Origin of the sequence: Psychrobacter sp. 219-2-C (genome assembly GCF_049560815.1) — a bacterium.
GTDB classification, from domain to species: domain Bacteria; phylum Pseudomonadota; class Gammaproteobacteria; order Pseudomonadales; family Moraxellaceae; genus Psychrobacter; species Psychrobacter faecalis.
Genome location: NZ_CP186933.1, coordinates 882,298 through 900,095 on the forward strand (window position 1 = coordinate 882,298; position 17,798 = coordinate 900,095).

A 17,798-nucleotide genomic window follows, 5' to 3' on the forward strand; every position below is an offset into this window, starting at 1 on the left:
AAGCGCGCCCTTACCTATTTTTAAACCAATATCAAATGATAAAAGTAAGGGCGCAGGGTTACTACGTAGAGGATAGAAAGTAAAAAGCAATGCGTTGATACCAACTAAGTATCAACACATTGCTCACGACAACAACTATTATTAAATAAATTTTATAACAAGTTTAAAAATTTAGCTTTTGGACTTTAACAGATCCAGAAGATAAAGCTTTAAACTTTAGAAGTTAATAATATTTTTTTCAGGTAAATAACAACTTCAATATTAAGCCTCCCCATTATCAACCTTGATAGACATACCGGTTTGATTGGCAAGCTCAGCAAATCCTGGGAAGCTGGTATTGACGGTTTCAACGCCTTCAATGGTAATCTGCTTCGCTGCACGTAAGCTTGCAACCGCAAAACTCATGGCAATGCGATGGTCATGATGCGAGGTGATATGCCCGCCACCAAAGACAGGTTGGCTGTTATTTACAGCGTCATTTTGACCTTCACCGCCTTTACTTTCAATGCCCTTACCTTCAATACCTTTACCTTCAATAATCAAACCATCTTCAGTCACCGTACAATCAATACCTAGCGTTTGTAGACCATCTGCCATCACGGCGATACGATCGGACTCTTTCACGCGCAACTCTTTTGCACCGGTTAACACCGTACGACCTTGGGCACAGCTGGCAGCGATAAATAATACGGGAAACTCATCAATCGCTAAAGGTACTAAATATTCTGGAATCTCGATACCTTTTAGGCTTGAGCTGCGAACAGTGATATCAGCGACTGGCTCGCCGCCGACATGGGTTTCATTGCTTAGGCTAATATCAGCATTCATCAATTTTAAGATATCAATGATACCCGTACGCGTCGGATTAATACCCACTTGCGTTAGGGTCAGCTCGCTGCCTTGACTGATGGCTGCGGCTACCATAAAGAATGCCGCCGATGAGATATCAGCAGGCACAGCAATGTCACCGCCTGTGAGCGTGCCACCACCTTCGACGCTGACACGATTGCCATCAACCGTCACAGGATAACCAAAGGCTGAGAGCATACGTTCGGTATGATCGCGGCTAACTTCAGGTTGAATAACGGTCGTGGTACCTTCTGCCCAAAGTCCCGCCAATAATAAGCAAGACTTAACCTGTGCAGAGGCAACTGGCATATCATATTCCATACCTTGGAGCGGCTCACCAACATTCGCTCGACCCGTAATGCTAAGCGGTGCGGTACCATTATGACCGGTACTTTGAATGACGGCACCCATTTCACGTAATGGTGCGGCCACACGTTCCATCGGACGCTTATTTAGACTGGTATCGCCTGTCAATACACTATCAAATGACTGCGCTGCTAAAATACCGGCAAGCAGGCGCATACTGGTGCCTGAGTTGCCCATGTATAAGGGCGTTTTGCTTGGTTTTAGACCATTCATACCGACGCCATGAATGGTTAATTTACCTTTATCAGGGCCTTCAATGCTCACGCCCATATCACGAAATGCTTGCAAGGTAGCTAGCGCATCCTCTCCTTCCAAAAACCCTGTGACGTTGGTGACACCTGTGGCAAGGCTACCAAGCATTATACTGCGATGCGAGATAGATTTATCACCAGGAATAGTAATGGTGCCAGAGACGGTGTTGCTAGGAGTAATATTATAAGAAGCTGACATGGCAGAAGTATCCGTATAAGGGGTGCTGGCTAACATATGGCCAAAATGTCGCCGTGCGGCTTGCGCGCGGCCCAAAAGCCCCATGAGGGCGGTCGAATCTTTATCAATGATAAGCTGGCGCATATTCTGTAGATAAACGCCATACTCGTCAAGAGCGCTTATAATCGCGCTTTGGTTGGCAAAAAATATATCATGCCACATTTTAGGGTCGCTGGCGGCAATACGGCTAAAGTCGCGAAAACCGCCTGCGGCATAGCGAAACATATCTAAATTGTCATCATGACTTGCCAACTGCTCAACCAAATTAAACGCCAGCAGATGCGGCAGATGACTGGTATGTGCCAATATTGCGTCATGACGTTCAGCCGCCATAGGCATGACCGTCGCACCTACCGCCTCCCATAACTGCCGCAGCTTAGCAACAGCGTTATCATTGGTCGTTGGCAGCTCGCAGATAATCACGCTATGATTGACGAATAGAGTGGCGCGCCTGGCATGATAGCCTGAATTTTCCGCCCCAGCAATCGGATGCGCAGGGACAAACCCCGTTGGTAGCGAGCTAAAGACCGCTTTTGCCGCCTCAATGATATTAACCTTGGTACTACAGACGTCGGTAATGAGGCAATCAGCAGCAAGCTGTCCGTTATCCATCGCGGTTTTGATATCGACAAACACAGCCTTTACCGCTTGCACTGGCACGGCAATGATAATTAGGTCGCTGCCCGATACCACTTCACTTAAGACGGCACTACCCGCATCTAGCAAACCATATTCCATGGCTTCATCGATGCTTGGTGCATGTCGATCAACCGCCACCAAGCGCGCACTTAAACCAAGGTCTTTGATGGCTTGGGCAAGACTCGCGCCAATCAGCCCTAGACCGATAACACAGACTTGCTCAAATAATGGCGGCTGAGTATATATAGACGATTGCATATGATTGTTTTGGTTGGTTATGGGTTGATTGCTTAGGTTTTGATTACTTATATTTTGATTGCTAAGATTGTTTTGCTGGCGACTCACGGCGTTTCTCTTTCAACAAACCAGCATCAGTAGGCATAAAACATACTGATATCGGCGTCGTAAAATTGTTTTATTTTTTGATTAAAATAGGGATAACTACTTTTTTATTAATCTTCAGTCAATATTGAGCGCAAGGTATCAATCAGGCGCATATTATCTTCTGCAACCCCTACCGTAATACGCAACCAATTGGGCAAACCATAACCTGCTAATGGACGCACTATCACGCCCTGCTCTAGCAATGCTTGATAAATGGCTGCCGCGTTTATGTCTTCCATCTCAACTTCTATTTCAACCATGATAAAGTTGGCATGCGACTTAATAAACCCTAGCCCCAAGGCATCAAACTGCTTTTCTAACCAGCGCATTTGCTCTTGGTTATTAAGTCTTGTTTTTTCAATAAAGTCTTGGTCTGCAAGCGCAGCATTGGCAGCAGCTAAAGCGACTCTACTAACGTTAAACGGCTGACGAATGCGATTGAGTAAATCGGCGACAGCGACTGAGCTTAACGCATAACCAACACGCAAACCTGCTAGCCCATAGGCTTTTGAAAAGGTACGTACAATAACCACATTCTCAAATTCATCGAGCAGCGCTCTATTATTACTCTCAGGACTATATTCGTTATAGGCTTCATCTAATACCACCAACACTGAGCTTGGCACACTAGCGACAAACGCACGTAACTCTTGCTGCGTAAGCTGCGTGCCCGTTGGGTTATTAGGATTGGCGATAAAGACTATTTTGCTATTAGGATTGTCCGCTACCGCCTGACTCATCGCTTTTAAATCATGACCAAAACGATTGGCTGGCACTTCCACGCCTTTTGCGCCTTGCATTTTGGCCAGCATCGGATAAACGATAAAAGCATACTGACTATAAATAATCGCATCATCGACGCCAGCAAAACTACGCGCTAAGATATCAAGCAAATCATCAGAGCCATTACCTAAAGTAATCTGCTCAACACCAACATCGTTAAAGTCAGCAAGTGCTTGTTTGAGATAATAACCATTGCCATCAGGATAACGTGCCAGCTGACCCAGTTGCTCGGTAATCGCAAGCGTGACATGCGGTGAGCAGCCCAGTGGATTTTCATTACTAGCAAGCTTGACCACATCTGAGACACCGTACTCGCGTGTCAACTCTTCAACCGGCTTGCCCGTCTGATAAGGCATTAGCTCTAAAATACTGTCATAGGTCGGCACTAGCGGTGATAAATTTGACTCTGTCGACTGAGATGACTGCATGATTTATCCTTGGATGTGATATGGCATTTACTGTTGATGAATCCCTACTGTTAAAACCATTCTATTAAGCCAGCTTTATAGCACGGCTTTTGGATAAGAACCTAAAATACGCAAATCTTTGACCAATGGGCGGATATCAGCAATCGCTGCACTCACATTTGCGTCTTCGATGTGTCCATCCATATCGATAAAGAACACGTAAGCCCATTTATTTGGACGTTCAGGACGCGTCTCGATACTGGTCATCGACACGCCATGATAAGACAAGGGCTTTAAGATTTCGATTAATGCGCCTGCTTTATCATGCGCCGAAACCATGATTGAAGTTTTATCTTGACCCGATGGCGCAATTGCTTCATGACCGATAATTAGGAAACGCGTGGTATTGCTTGGATTGTCTTCGATGTTTGAATACAGCTTATGTAAATCGTACTCTGCAGCAGCCACGTCACCGGCAATCGCCGCTGAATGCCATTCGTTTTTGAGACGGCGGGCAGCCTCACCATTGCTCGATACCGCCACACGCTCGACATTAGGATAATTGACATCAAGCCAATGGCGGCACTGCGCCAATGACTGCTGATGTGAGTAGATACGGCTTAAGCCATCAATTTTGGTGTGTTCAGCAACCAAGAAGTTTTGATGAATAGGCAACTCAACTTCACCGATTATTTTTAGCGTAGAAGATAAAAAGCCATCTAAGGTATGGTTAACCACGCCCTCTGACGAGTTTTCAACTGGTACCACGCCATACATTGCTGTGCCTGCTTCAACTTCTCGGAAGACATCAGTAATAGTATTTAGCGGCACGGTATCAGCGGCTTTACCAAAGTGCTTTAAAGCGGCGGCATGGGTAAAGGTGCCGACAGGGCCCAAAAATGCAATACGTTGCGGTGCTTCCAAGTCAAGGCAGACTGACATGATTTCGCGGAACAAACGCGCCATTTTCTCATCGGCAATGGGTCCGGTATTACGTTCCATCACCGCCTTTAACACTTGCGCTTCACGTTCAGGACGATAAAAAATAGGATTGGTTTTTTCGGCATCAGGACTATTGGCAACGTGGTCTTTTTTTACCGTCGCTACTTGCTGCGCCAATTTGGCACGATTATTAATGAGCGTTTGAATTTCGCAGTCAACTGCATCAATACTTTGGCGCAATGTGTTTAAAAACGCTTTATCAGTTGCAGCCCCATCAACACTTGCAGGGGTTTGGTTTAGATTGTCTACATTTTTCTCTGGTGACTGCTCACTCATTACCGCCCATCCTTTTTCTAAAATTATTGCTAAAGTTTATGACTGTTGTCTACTAGCTAGGTAACCTGCTTATTTTAATAATAAATGCTCGCTTAGTTCTCATGTTTAGCGAGCCAAACAGTGGATCGGCTCTACTATAGCAAAAACTATCGACAGTGCCCATTCGTAAATACGCGCAAATAAGCAATTTGCCATAAATCTTAGCACAGTTATACACGATAAACGCTATACCCTATAAAACTATCAGGCTACAACCGTCCAAATATATGATACAGTTTAAAGATAGCCGTTAAATTCACCATACCGCCATGATAAATCGCTTTATCAATGAAAATTCATAAGCAACTAACTGAAATAACCAATCTAAATAACACGGCTAAATAAAAACATCAAAACGTAAATTAATCATAGGATATCTGATGAGCGCATTACAACAGCTTCGCACCATGACCACTATTGTCGCTGATACGGGCGACCTTGCCGCCATTGCGCGTCTAAAACCCATCGATGCCACGACCAATCCAAGCCTTATTACCAAAGCGCTGATTCATCCGGACAATGAAGCGCTGATGTCAGAAACCATGAGTCGCCATCGCGGTGATGTCGATGCAGTGATTGATGAATTAACCGTTCAAATCGGCTGTAATATTTTGGCGTTGATTGAAGGTCGCGTTTCAACCGAAGTCGATGCACGCTTATCTTATGACACTCAAGCCACCATTGATAAAGCGCTCAGCTTTATGGAAGCCTACCAAAAAGCAGGTATTGATTCAGAGCGCGTATTGATTAAGATGGCCGCAACCTGGCAAGGTATTGAAGCGGCGCGTTACCTTGAAACTCAGGGAATTCACTGCAACTTGACGTTATTATTCGGTCAGCATCAAGCGATTGCTTGTGCCGATGCGGGCGTGACCCTAATCTCGCCTTTTGTAGGGCGTATTTTAGACTGGCAAAAACGTCAGCAAAACCGCCAAAATGTCCCTGCTTCAGATGATATGGGTGTGCAATCGGTCAAGCTTATTTACCAATACTACAAACAACATGGCTATAAGACCCAAGTGATGGGCGCAAGTTTCCGCTCGACCGAGCAAATATTAGCACTGGCTGGTTGTGATCTATTGACCATCGCGCCCAATCTGATTGATGAGCTGGCAGCCATGGATGTCGAAGTGACACGCCAACTGTCACCAAGTATGTCAATGGATTTGCCCGACATGGCGAAGGTCAGCTTAACCCATGACGAGTTCAGTGCCGCTTATCAGCAAGATACGGTCACACAAGACTTATTACCTAAGGGTATCGATGGCTTTATCGGTGCGCGTGATGAGCTTGCGAAAATGCTCGCGGCGATGCGAGATTAACTGCGATATTTATATATTTTATGCGTTTGCCTGCTAATCACGAGTGCTGAGATTGTCTCAGTATGAACCCCTTGTCATAAAAGTAATTTGCCTGCTTCTATCAAGTTGGCTATGATAAGCGACTTTATATAACAACAAGCAAGGCTCGATTATGAAACGGCTAGCAGTGATATTAGCAGGTAGTACGCTTGCAATGAGTGGCTATGCGGCAAACTGGTTAGAGGTCTCAAAAAGCCAAACTGGCTCTATTTTTAGCTTGGATGTGGATTCTATCGAACGCTCAGACATTCATATTATTGATGAAAAAGAAGTCGAAAACATTACTGTCTCAATTCGTAGAACCTATCCTGCGCCAAAGGATAGCGCAAAAGACGCTAAAGAAAATGAGGCGAAAGCAAAAGAGAGTAAAGACAAAGGCGCTAATAAAACAGTGAAAGAAACCAGCATTCATCATAGCGACCAGCAATGGCTTATCTCATGTAAGGACGCAAGCTACTATCAGCGTGCTTACGTCAATTATGCAGCTGACGATAAAGTATTAAAATCTTGGCAATCTGATATGCCGATATTAACGACCAAAGACTTTAAGCTGACCAAACCAAAAACGATCAGTCGCTTGCTCGTCGAACAGGCGTGTAAAAGTTATCAGCAAGCTAAATAGCGTAAAGTAAAACGAATTAAGACAAACAAATAGCATTAAAAAAAGCGCGCTGAACTATAATTATCCAGCGCGCTTTTTATTATGCTAAAACCATTCTCTAAGCTTTTAAAACGGTATAAATAGGTACAGGAAACTCGCCATGTAAAGCAACTAAATCTAACAATACCAAGGCGCCAACCACCGTATGCTGTGCAGATTTACAAAGCTCATAAGCGGTCATCAGCGTGCCGCCTGTCGCCAAGATATCGTCGACCAATAATACCCGCTCAGGCGGCAAATTATTTTGCATCTCAAGCGTGTCTTTGCCGTATTCTAATGCATAAGCTTTATTAGCAACCGGCGGCGGTAATTTACCGGGTTTACGCAGCAAAATCATGCCTTTACCCAAACGTCCCGCCAGCAAACTGGCAAATACAAACCCACGCGCTTCTACGGCGCCTAAGCAATCCACTTCATCAAGCAAACCTTTAGGCAAAGCCGCCAACATCTCATCAATCACCGCATTGATATGACTGCGTAGTAACGGCGTAATATCATAGAAATCGATACCAATTTTTGGGAAGTCTGGTACTGTGCGAATGATTTGCCAAAATGGATGGTCAGTATTGAGCGTATTAGATGAATCGGTTGTGGTCTTAACTTCAGCTGGTGTAACGGCGGTATTCGCGCTCATAGTAACCCTTAACTTATAAAACTTAAATAATGATATGACGGTGGTAAATGAGGTAGGTGATAAATGAAATGACAGTCGCTAAAAATAGCGGCGGGAATTATAGCATAATCGGCTTTATCGTGGCGGCGAAATTGGTAATAACAGCCCAGCTAAAACCTTGAAAATGACGCGTAAGCACTTGATAAAAGCTGGTGAATCTCAATATACAAGTGTAAACTTAACTATGAAAATGACTGCTATATGCTAAACTACGTGCGTTTGTACACGCTAAATGTCGGCTAGAATACTTAATAGTTGCTTTAAAAATGCCAATTAATCTAGTTAACGCCACTGGTGATAGCAAAAATGCTGGTAAAAGAAATATTGGTAATCGTAATACTGGAAATAATCGATAGGACTATTTATGAAACGTTATGAATGTATTGTCTGCGGCTGGATATACGACGAAGAGCTTGGCTGCCCAGAAGAAGGCATCGCACCTGGCACCAAATGGGAAGACATTCCAGACGACTGGACGTGCCCAGAATGCGGCGTTGGCAAGCTTGATTTTGAGATGCTCGAATTTTAAGCCAACGACCATCTAAATAGGATACTTCATGACAGAATCAAACCCCACCAATCACACAAACGCGTCTGTAAATTCAGAAGAAACCGACAATGATACAGTGCTTAGCTCTCCAACACTAAATTCTTCAGCACTTAGCGCTGCGACAATCGACTCTCCAACAATCGATTACCCGACGCCTGAATGGCAAAAGTTTGGCGATCATGCTTGGTATCCGTCTGATTTGAGCGAGCATCTTTATCAATCGATGATCGATATCGGCGATGGCATTGAGCTGTGTGTTGAGGCAGGTGGTGATCCCAAGAATCCGCCGTTACTTATGATTATGGGGCTTGGCTCACAAATGGTGTTTTGGCCTAATAGTTTCATCAAGCGCTTTATCGATGCCGGTTTTTTTGTAATTCGTTTTGACAATCGTGATATCGGCTTGTCGTCCAAAGTACAGATTGATGGTTTGCCGCGTATCAGCCAATTAAAAATGATGATGCGTCTGCAAACGGGACTGTCGAATAAAGGCGCGCCGGTTGCTTATAATTTAACCGACATGGCAGAAGATACGGCGCGTTTAATCAAAGCCTTAAAGCTTGGTAAAACGCATCTGCTTGGCGCTTCTATGGGCGGGATGATTGCGCAAATCGTTGCCGCGCGTTATCCAAGTTTGGTACAGCGCATGGCCTTGATGTTTACCACCACCAATCGTGCTTTTTTAAAGCCGCCCAAACCCAAGCAGTTATATACCCTGATCAACCGCCCTGAGAGCCACTCTGAGCGCGATATCGTGCGGCATAGCGTCTGGTTTATGAAAACCGTTGGCACACCAGGGCACGTCAATGTGCGCATGGTACGTGACATCGCCAAGATACGTTATCAGCGTAATTTTCATCCGCTTGGTACGGTACAACAGCTCAATGCTATCTTAGCCTCTGGCTCGATTAGCAAATATAGCAAACAAGTTAAAGCACCGACGATTGTGCTGCATGGTAGCGCTGATGGTCTGTTACCCGCCTCACAAGGTCGAGTGGTTGCAAAGACCATTCCTAATGCAAGCTTTCATTTAATCGAAGGTATGGCACACGATATTCCCGAATACTATCAGCCCTATATGGTCGATTTAATTAGCAAGCACTTGCTAGAAAAATGACCGTTTACGTCTAAGGCTAGTCCGCCTCAAGCAAAAAAAGAGTGTCAGAGCGATGAATAACCTATCGCTCTGACACTCTTTTTTTGCCGGCAAATTTAAGCGTGATATTAAATGATAAGTCTTAAGTATCAATCACATCCAATACTATCACCCTCTTTATCAATACACATTTTATTGCCATTTTCTAAATTGCCAATCCAAGCTTTGCCATTCGTAAATACAAATGCAGGTTGGTCTTTATAATGATCGCTCGCATTCACACCGTTATTATCAAAGCGAAAAGGAATCACTAACTCACCGCCTAAATTGACAAAGCCCCATTCATTATCGATACGCACGCCCGCCAAGCCTTCAGAAAATGGTCGCACTTCATCGAAAGAATAGGTAATCATAGACACATTATTATCGTCAACAAAGCCCCATTTGCCGTCTTGTTGCCGTGGCTGCAAGGTGGTAAAACTACGGGACGGTGGCAACTTTTGCGCAGCTTCATTGCTACTAACAAGTGTACTTTTCGAATTTTGACTAGCAGCCTTGCTATTTAGGTCAGAGGTAGGTTTGCCGTTTTTATCCAACCAGCTGATAGCTTGATTTTTACGTACGCGCGTCATGCCGCTACGATAATCGTCAATATCATTAATTGCAGCGGAAAATGGTATGACTGTCTTGTTGGCAGTATCTACAACCCCATAATGACCGTTTTGCTTGACCACAATGCGACCTTCAGAGACGGGACGCGCCCAACTTTGTCCTTCTTTGAGCATATCGTACATCGCAGGAATAACCTCGCGACCTTGCATATTGACGTAGCCCACCCGACCATTACGCAGCACTGGTAGCAAGCCGCCCGATATTTTGTCAGCATCTACTCTTTGATAGCGGGTTAAATCAAGCACACTTTTGCCTTGCTTATCAATCAAGGCAACTGGTGCTCCATAATCTTTTATGGCTAAAAAATAGCCGCTACTAGAGGTACAAGAGACATTTTTATAATAGCTTTTGGGTATTTTGCAGCTAGCGGCTTGCGCATTTAACGTCAAAAAAAACGTAGCAGCTATGATGCTTATGACAGACAGGCGCCCGACAAAGATTGCACGCGATAGTTGTCGCGGCAGTGTCAATAAGAAATCTATTTTTCGTTTCGATATAGAACGTTGCAGCATAAGCAAACCTAGACTAAAAATAATAGAAGCTCTGTAAATATAGAGTGAGTTCATTATAAAAACCATATAGCGGGACTGTCATAGATTTTTTGAAGCCTCTGGAGTGCAAAGCGCACAGCAAGCGAGGAAAACTTACGACAGTTTCGCGTAAAAATATCATGTCTCTATTTTATATAGAATTCACTATATTAAGTTAAGTATTTGAAGAGTATCGCTATTTTAAACATGACGCACTTTAAACTACAAATGAATGTTAGAGTAACAAATGGCAGCACGTGCGCCAATATTATTGCTGTAAGAAGGTGAGCGCTTTATTTATCTAAGGTGGATGATACGTCATTATAAAATAAATCGCGCCAAAGCATTCCAATTTAAGAGTAAAACACTGACAATATGGCCTGTCTATATAAACCAGCTCTTGATAAACCAGCTCTTTAGCAAACAACACTTAGAAAGTATTTTAAAAAAGCATCATAGTAATGAGATAAGGATATTGCATGGCTATCGCCTCTTCACGCTCTGCCGCTACTGGCTTGGTCATTGGTTGCGTCATTTTTGGTTTGGGCAGCTTAATTGTCGCTCATGTCGATATCGGCGGCTGGGCAATGTCATTTTGGCGACTGGCTATTTCAGGCGTGGTCTTTGCTCTATTGGCTAAAATGACAGGACAACGACTTCCACGCTCAAAGCGGGCTGTTTTTTACGGTCTATTATCAGGCGCGTTTTTAGGACTCGATTTAGCGCTATGGCACGAGAGTATTTATGCGGTCGGTCCCGGTATCTCAACCTTACTTAATAGCTTGCAGATTTTCTTTTTAGCGGCCATTGGTTTTTTATATTTTAATGAGCGCCAATCTATCGTGCAGCTTATCAGTTTGTTTTTAGCCATGCTAGGCGTGGCAATGATAGGTAGTCCTGAATTTGCGCAAAACACCGCGGCGACTTGGGGGTTTGTCACGGGTATCGTTTCAGGCGCTATGCTTGCCGCGTCGATGACCTTTATCCGTAAAACCCATGATACTGAGCCAACGCCGATATTTATGCTGATGCAACTGGTGAGTATCGGCGGCGTGATAGCAATGATTCTACCGATGTTTATCTTTGATATGGGTAATATTTTGCCCAATACTTGGTCTGAGATTGGTTGGATATTGATTTATGGCACGGTGATGCAATGCTTGGCGTGGGGACTTATCGCCTACTCCATTCCTAAGCTGTCTTTAGCATTGACAGGGCTGCTTTTATTAACCGAGCCCATCGCAGCCTTGGTGATTGATTATAGCTGGCTTGATAAACCGATTAATACGCTGCAATGGAGCGGCGCGCTATTGACTATGTTTGCCATTTATTTAGGGTCGTTAAAACCTAAGCCACGCGCGCTACGCCGTTATCGTTTTTTTGCCAGATTTTATAAACGAAATTATAAATAAATCGGTAATGAGTAAAAGTCATAATAAGCAAAAGCCTTAATAAGTAAGAGCCACAAGAATTATTGTGGCTTTTTTTACGATGAACAAATTAAGCTTTTTGACAGTTAATCTTTTTGTCTATTAAATAAAGCATTCAGCACAATCGCCGCTAAAGTTGCCGTACCAATTCCACCCAAGTCAAAGCCGCCTAGATGCAGACTAAAATTACCCGTACCCATAATAACGGTAACCGCGGCAATGATTAAATTGCTGTTTTTGCTAAAGTCGATATGACTGTCTATCCAAATTTTTGCCCCAGCAATCGCAATCAAACCAAAGACTACGATAGAGGCGCCGCCCAATAAAGCCGCCGGTATGGTCTGAATAATGGCACCAAACTTTGGTGACAAACCGAGTAAAATAGCAACCAAACCCGCTATCACAAAAATCGTCGTGCTATAGACTTTGGTTACGGCCATGACACCGATATTTTCTGCATAAGTGGTCACCCCTGTGCCACCAAAGCCTGCCGAAAACGTCGTCGCCAAGCCATCAGCAAAAAATGCTCGACCCATATAAGGTGTCACGCGCGCTTTGGTCATACCTTCGACCGCTTTAAAATGCCCTAAGTTTTCGGCAATTAAGATAAAGGCGACAGGAGCAATCAAAATAATCGCACTCATCTCAAAATGCGGTGTATGAATACTTGGCAGACCAAACCATGCAGCTGCCGATACATTGCTAAAATCAATCGGTACGCCATAACCGAGTATATTGGTCATGACAAAATAAGCAATATAAGACAGGATTAACCCAACCAGCAACAACAGACGGCGCAGCATACCGCGGGTAAATACTGCAACCCCACTGATAAGCAATACCGTCAGCGTCGCCATCCATGCATCAAACTGGTTGGCAGACACCCCTTGAATGGTCACAGGCGCTAAGTTTAGACCAATAATCATCACAATAGCACCGGTGACAATAGGCGGCATCAAACGCTCAATCCAGCCTGTACCCGTCTTCATCACCAACAAACCTATCAAGGCATAAATGATGCCGCATGCCATGATACCGCCCAAGGCGACATTCAGATTGTCATTAAACCCGATGCCTGCATAGGCCGTAATCGCAATCACAGGACCGATAAAAGCAAAGCTTGAGCCCAAATAACTGGGCATGCGCCCGCCAGTAATAATAAAAAACATCACCGTACAGATACCGGACATCAAAATGGCCAAATTGGGGTCAAAGCCCATTAATAGCGGCGCAAGCACGGTCGAGCCAAACATCGCAAACGTATGCTGCACCCCTAATAACACACTCTTGCCAGGCGGTACATATTCATTAATGCCGACCGGATCGCGATCCAAGTTGCCCTTATAAGGACGCCACGTTGGAAACCAACGACCATTATCAAAGTCTGGATTGTGCGGATAACTCACCGCAGCTGTATCGATGCCAGCTGCTGCTAATGCATTATGAGGCTCTGGATGATTGCTCTCTGGTGCTGGAGAGTGAGGTTCAGGTGTGGTCATGCGCTGTCCTATTTGAGCTAAGAGAATACCAATCAGCTAAAAACTGTTAAAAAGCCAATGTAAAAATACAACTGTGAATTAAGTCAAAACGATAATAGCGAAAATGTATTTTCTTACAGTAAATATAAATCGCCAAATACATTACATTAAAAATCATGCTCGACTGTTTGCGCCATTATCTACACTATCGTGATGGCTGGCTTACAGGATGTTACAAGGATATTGGTTGCGAGCATGATAACGGAGTTCTCTGATAAATAAAAGTTATTATTCACTCGCCTTCTGTCCGCCTATACTGATAGGTATTCATAGATAACGTCGCAAATTTTTAAATGCTTAGCTCTTTTATTTAAGTGAGCATCTAAAACAACGCTCTGTATCGTCATCATACGGTATTTATCAGAGAGTTTTTGGACGGCTATCTATTATTTTTTCACTCCAGTACTAAGCCCCTTCTACAACAGACGCTGATGCACTGACAATTTCTTGGTATTTTTATGATTAGTGTTTTCGACTTATTTAAAATTGGTATTGGGCCATCAAGCTCTCATACCGTTGGGCCTATGGTGGCAGCCAACTTATTTTTGACGTCATTGCTTAAACAAAGCGCATTGACAACGATTAAGAATATTGAAATCGAGCTTTATGGTTCTTTGGCTGCTACTGGTAAAGGGCACGCAACTGATACGGCGATATATTTAGGTTTGCTTGGTCATACGCCAAGCACCATTGATACGCGCTTAACGGATCAATACTTGGCGCCTATTTTCGCGGACAAGCAGCTTAATTTATCGGGCAAACATGTTATCGAGTTTGACACCGAGCGTAATGTGTATTGGTATGATGATACGGTATTGCCTTATCATCCAAATGCCTTGACCATCCGCGCGGTATTGACCGATGGTAGCAAATATCAGCAAACTTACTATTCAGTTGGCGGAGGCTTTGTTATTAACGAAGATGACGCCAATAATCCCGATGAGGACCATGCCAGCCCAACGATTGATATCGTTCCCTACCCTTTTAATACTGCCGCAGAGTTACTTGAGCAGTGCCATGAACATGGATTAAGTATCAGCGAGTTGGTACTTGCTAACGAATGCCATTACCGCGATCAAGCAGATGTTTTTAGCTATTTAGATACGATTTGGCAAGTGATGCAAGACTGCGTAACCCAAGGCTGTAAAAATAGCGGCATTTTACCCGGCGGCCTTGATGTTAAACGCCGTGCCCACGATTTACACAATCAATTATGTGCTGAAAAAGGTCTACCTATCGCCAAGACTGACAAGCTGGCCGCAATGGATTGGGTCGATTTGTATGCGCTTGCCGTCAACGAAGAAAATGCCAATGGAGGTAAAGTCGTCACCGCCCCAACTAATGGTGCGGCGGGCATCATTCCGGCGGTCTTGCACTACTATCGTGACTTTCTGCCCAATTACAACCAAGATGGCGTGCGTAAATTCTTATTAAATGCCACCGCTATCGGCAGCTTAATTAAACAAAACGCTTCTATTTCGGGTGCTGAAGTTGGCTGCCAAGGGGAAGTCGGTTCAGCCTGTGCGATGGCAGGTTCGGCATTGGCCGAAATAATGGGTGGCTCGCCAGCGCAGTGTTTGAATGCCGCCGAGATTGGGATTGAGCACAATTTAGGTCTGACTTGCGACCCGATTGGTGGTTTGGTACAAGTCCCTTGTATCGAGCGTAATGCGATGGGCGCTGTCAAAGCCATCAACGCCGCGCGTCTTGCCTGCCGCGGCAATGGTCAGCATTTTGTTTCACTCGATAAAGCGATTGAAACCATGAAGCAGACAGGCGCTGATATGTCTGATAAATACAAAGAAACCGCACGCGGTGGTCTGGCTATTTATGCTGATAACCGCATTCCTACTGCAAGCCGCGGCGTCAGTGTTAATTACAGTCAATGTTGATATAAAATATGTTTTCCTTTTTATGTGACTAAAAAAAGCCTCTAATGATTAGAGGCTTTTCTATAATAATCTACAACTAAAATTATTCAGCAGTTTTTGAAATCACTTCGTTTAGAATCCAAACAGGTTTCACCACTTTCGTTGCTTCATTCATAACTGCTTCTTGACGTACATCTAAGACATAACGATAGTTTGGCTCATAAGTAAAGCCTTGAATATCACCATTTAGAGGCGTGTAGTTTTTCTGATAAGTCTGACGATATTGTAGGCACTCTGACTCAACCATAGTACCACTCGCGGTTGGCAGCTCACATACCGCTTTAAGTGGCGCTATTTCAATTTTGAAACTTGGAATATTTACCACTTTCACATTCACAGGCTCGCCTTCAACCACCATAGTACGCTCATCATTCATACCCATGGTAGAACAACCTGACAAAACAAAAGTTGTCATCAATGCCGCAATTGCTAATTTTTTCATTATTAAATCCTCAGTTTATTTATTAGTATTAATCATTACCTTTTGAACTCATTTTAATCAATTATCACTATCTAGAAGGTAGCAAGCAGTCATAAAGATACTGTTAATCAGAAAATCAATCTAAGCTCATATAAAATAAAAACGAGCATTATTGATATAAACTTCCTCAACTGTTAATAGTACCGTCTATTGTTTACTGCAATCAGTATAGGTCGCGCAGATGCCCAGCCTCTATAACTGCTTTGTAAAGTAACGTCAGCTTTTGCAACTGCTGTTAATAAACGGTTTAAATTAAGCCCTATTTAATACAAAAATATTGAGCAAAAAAACGCTCAAACTATGCATGACAACGTTAGCTTCGAGCGTTTTATAAAATAATAAAGAACTTTTAACTGCGATAGTCTGCATTTATCTTAACGTAATCATAAGACAAATCGCAGGTATAAACCGTATCCTCAGCGTCACCACGGGCCAAATCAATATTAATGGTAATCTCAGGCCGGCTCATGACTTCTTTGCCCGCCGATTCCGTATAACTTGGTGCCACACCGCCATTTTGACAAATCATCACTTCATCTAAGTAGACATCAACTTGCTCGGTATCAAGGTCGTCGATACCCGCGTAACCAACCGCTGCCAAGATACGTCCCCAGTTGGCATCACTGGCAAAAAACGCGGTTTTGACCAGTGGTGAATGCGCAACGGCATACGCTACATCGCAGCATTCTTGCGTGGTTTTGCCGCCCGTGACTTTGACCGTCATAAACTTGGTTGCGCCTTCTCCATCTCGTACAATCAATTGTGCCAAACGTACAAACACTGATGTCAAGGCATCAAATATCGGCTGATAATGCGGATGTTCTGGGCTATCAATAACCTCTGAATTTGCCTTTCCGGTTGCAATTAAGACGCAGCAATCGTTGGTTGAGGTATCGCCATCGACAGTAATGCGATTAAAAGATTGCTCGTTAATTTTGCTCAGCATTTCTTGCAATAAATCAGCAGCGATATTGGCATCAGTCGCTACATAGCCGAGCATGGTCGCCATATTGGGACGTATCATACCTGAGCCTTTTGACATCCCAGTAACATGATAGCTGCTAGCGTCAACATCGACCTTTTCACTGGCAAGTTTTGGAATTGTATCAGTGGTACGAATACCATTTGCTGCTGCTAACCAATTATCAGCGCCCAAACTGGCTAACGCATTGTCTAAACCTGCGATGATGGCATCGCTATTGAGTGGCTCACCTATCACGCCTGTCGAAAATGGCAACACAGAGCTGACGTCCACACCAGCTTTGGCAGCTAAAGCGGCACAGATATCAAGCGCGCGGCGTTTACCGCCAGCGCCAGTCCCAGCATTGGCGTTGCCGGTATTGGTGATTAAATAGCGCGGACTGGCTTTGGCAAAATGCTCTCGTAACACGCGTACTGGTGCTGCACAAAAGGTATTTTTGGTAGTGACAACGGCAGTGTTGGCACTATCAGCAATCTCTATCACCACCAAATCATCGCGGTCTTTGTAGCGTACGCCTGCCGCGGTAGCGCTTAGTTTAATCCCATCAATAGGATAAATCGTATTAGGTACTGCAACGTTGCCGACAGCCATCATTCAATCCTTATTCATCAATGCTGATGTATTATTTATTGGTTATTCATTTTTAGTTGTGCAAAACT

General features: G+C 44.0%; 14 protein-coding genes. 6 read left to right on the forward strand and 8 right to left on the reverse strand.

Annotated features, from left to right (window positions below; genetic code table 11):
- Positions 1-261: 261 nt before the first annotated feature.
- From ACPEGP_RS03525 to pheA, 3 genes are all read right to left on the reverse strand, one after another.
- Positions 262-2,601 carry a bifunctional prephenate dehydrogenase/3-phosphoshikimate 1-carboxyvinyltransferase gene (locus ACPEGP_RS03525; RefSeq protein ID WP_423814239.1) on the reverse strand — a complete coding sequence of 780 codons (2,340 nt, stop codon included), beginning with the start codon at positions 2,599-2,601 and terminating at the stop codon, positions 262-264.
- A 194-nt stretch (positions 2,602-2,795) separates the two neighbouring features.
- On the reverse strand, positions 2,796-3,938 hold the full coding sequence (hisC, locus tag ACPEGP_RS03530) for a histidinol-phosphate transaminase (protein WP_423813958.1): 1,143 nt from the start codon (positions 3,936-3,938) through the stop codon (positions 2,796-2,798).
- Between the two features lie 75 nt (positions 3,939-4,013).
- Positions 4,014-5,195: a prephenate dehydratase gene (gene pheA / locus ACPEGP_RS03535; protein WP_423813959.1), complete on the reverse strand. Its 1,182-nt coding sequence runs from the start codon at positions 5,193-5,195 to the stop codon at positions 4,014-4,016.
- Between the two features lie 419 nt (positions 5,196-5,614).
- On the opposite strand from pheA, the gene ACPEGP_RS03540 reads away from it, so the two are divergent.
- Both ACPEGP_RS03540 and ACPEGP_RS03545 read left to right on the forward strand, forming a co-directional pair.
- Positions 5,615-6,556 carry a transaldolase gene (locus ACPEGP_RS03540; protein WP_423813960.1) on the forward strand — a complete coding sequence of 314 codons (942 nt, stop codon included), beginning with the start codon at positions 5,615-5,617 and terminating at the stop codon, positions 6,554-6,556.
- A 151-nt stretch (positions 6,557-6,707) separates the two neighbouring features.
- Positions 6,708-7,217, forward strand: a complete 510-nt coding sequence (locus ACPEGP_RS03545) for a hypothetical protein (RefSeq protein WP_288726349.1) — start codon at positions 6,708-6,710, stop codon at positions 7,215-7,217.
- Between the two features lie 97 nt (positions 7,218-7,314).
- Here the strand turns inward: ACPEGP_RS03545 and ACPEGP_RS03550 are convergent, their stop codons facing one another.
- On the reverse strand, positions 7,315-7,890 hold the full coding sequence (locus tag ACPEGP_RS03550; protein WP_423813961.1) for an adenine phosphoribosyltransferase: 576 nt from the start codon (positions 7,888-7,890) through the stop codon (positions 7,315-7,317).
- 403 nt (positions 7,891-8,293) lie between these two features.
- On the opposite strand from ACPEGP_RS03550, the gene ACPEGP_RS03555 reads away from it, so the two are divergent.
- A complete protein-coding gene (locus ACPEGP_RS03555; protein WP_068406924.1) occupies positions 8,294-8,458 on the forward strand; it encodes a rubredoxin in 165 nt (54 codons plus the stop codon).
- 244 nt (positions 8,459-8,702) lie between these two features.
- Positions 8,703-9,596, forward strand: a complete 894-nt coding sequence (locus ACPEGP_RS03560) for an alpha/beta fold hydrolase (RefSeq protein WP_286797068.1) — start codon at positions 8,703-8,705, stop codon at positions 9,594-9,596.
- Between the two features lie 128 nt (positions 9,597-9,724).
- On the opposite strand, the gene ACPEGP_RS03565 is transcribed toward ACPEGP_RS03560, so the two are convergent.
- Positions 9,725-10,759, reverse strand: a complete 1,035-nt coding sequence (locus ACPEGP_RS03565; RefSeq protein WP_423813962.1) for a WG repeat-containing protein — start codon at positions 10,757-10,759, stop codon at positions 9,725-9,727.
- Positions 10,760-11,256: 497 nt separating this feature from the next.
- Here ACPEGP_RS03565 and ACPEGP_RS03570 point away from each other — a divergent pair, with 497 nt between their 5' ends.
- Entirely contained in the window at positions 11,257-12,189 is a 933-nt protein-coding gene (locus ACPEGP_RS03570) for a DMT family transporter (protein ID WP_288726351.1), read from the forward strand.
- Positions 12,190-12,293: 104 nt separating this feature from the next.
- Here the strand turns inward: ACPEGP_RS03570 and ACPEGP_RS03575 are convergent, their stop codons facing one another.
- Positions 12,294-13,706, reverse strand: a complete 1,413-nt coding sequence (locus ACPEGP_RS03575; RefSeq protein ID WP_423813963.1) for a solute carrier family 23 protein — start codon at positions 13,704-13,706, stop codon at positions 12,294-12,296.
- Positions 13,707-14,203: 497 nt separating this feature from the next.
- On the opposite strand from ACPEGP_RS03575, the gene ACPEGP_RS03580 reads away from it, so the two are divergent.
- Positions 14,204-15,637, forward strand: coding sequence for an L-serine ammonia-lyase (locus tag ACPEGP_RS03580; protein ID WP_423813964.1), 1,434 nt, complete (start codon positions 14,204-14,206; stop codon positions 15,635-15,637).
- 82 nt (positions 15,638-15,719) lie between these two features.
- Here ACPEGP_RS03580 and ACPEGP_RS03585 read toward each other — a convergent pair whose 3' ends face one another.
- Both ACPEGP_RS03585 and argJ read right to left on the reverse strand, forming a co-directional pair.
- Positions 15,720-16,118: a DUF4377 domain-containing protein gene (locus ACPEGP_RS03585; protein WP_333613163.1), complete on the reverse strand. Its 399-nt coding sequence runs from the start codon at positions 16,116-16,118 to the stop codon at positions 15,720-15,722.
- A 388-nt stretch (positions 16,119-16,506) separates the two neighbouring features.
- Positions 16,507-17,730: a bifunctional glutamate N-acetyltransferase/amino-acid acetyltransferase ArgJ gene (gene argJ / locus ACPEGP_RS03590; protein ID WP_423813965.1), complete on the reverse strand. Its 1,224-nt coding sequence runs from the start codon at positions 17,728-17,730 to the stop codon at positions 16,507-16,509.
- Between the last annotated feature and the right edge of the window lie 68 nt (positions 17,731-17,798).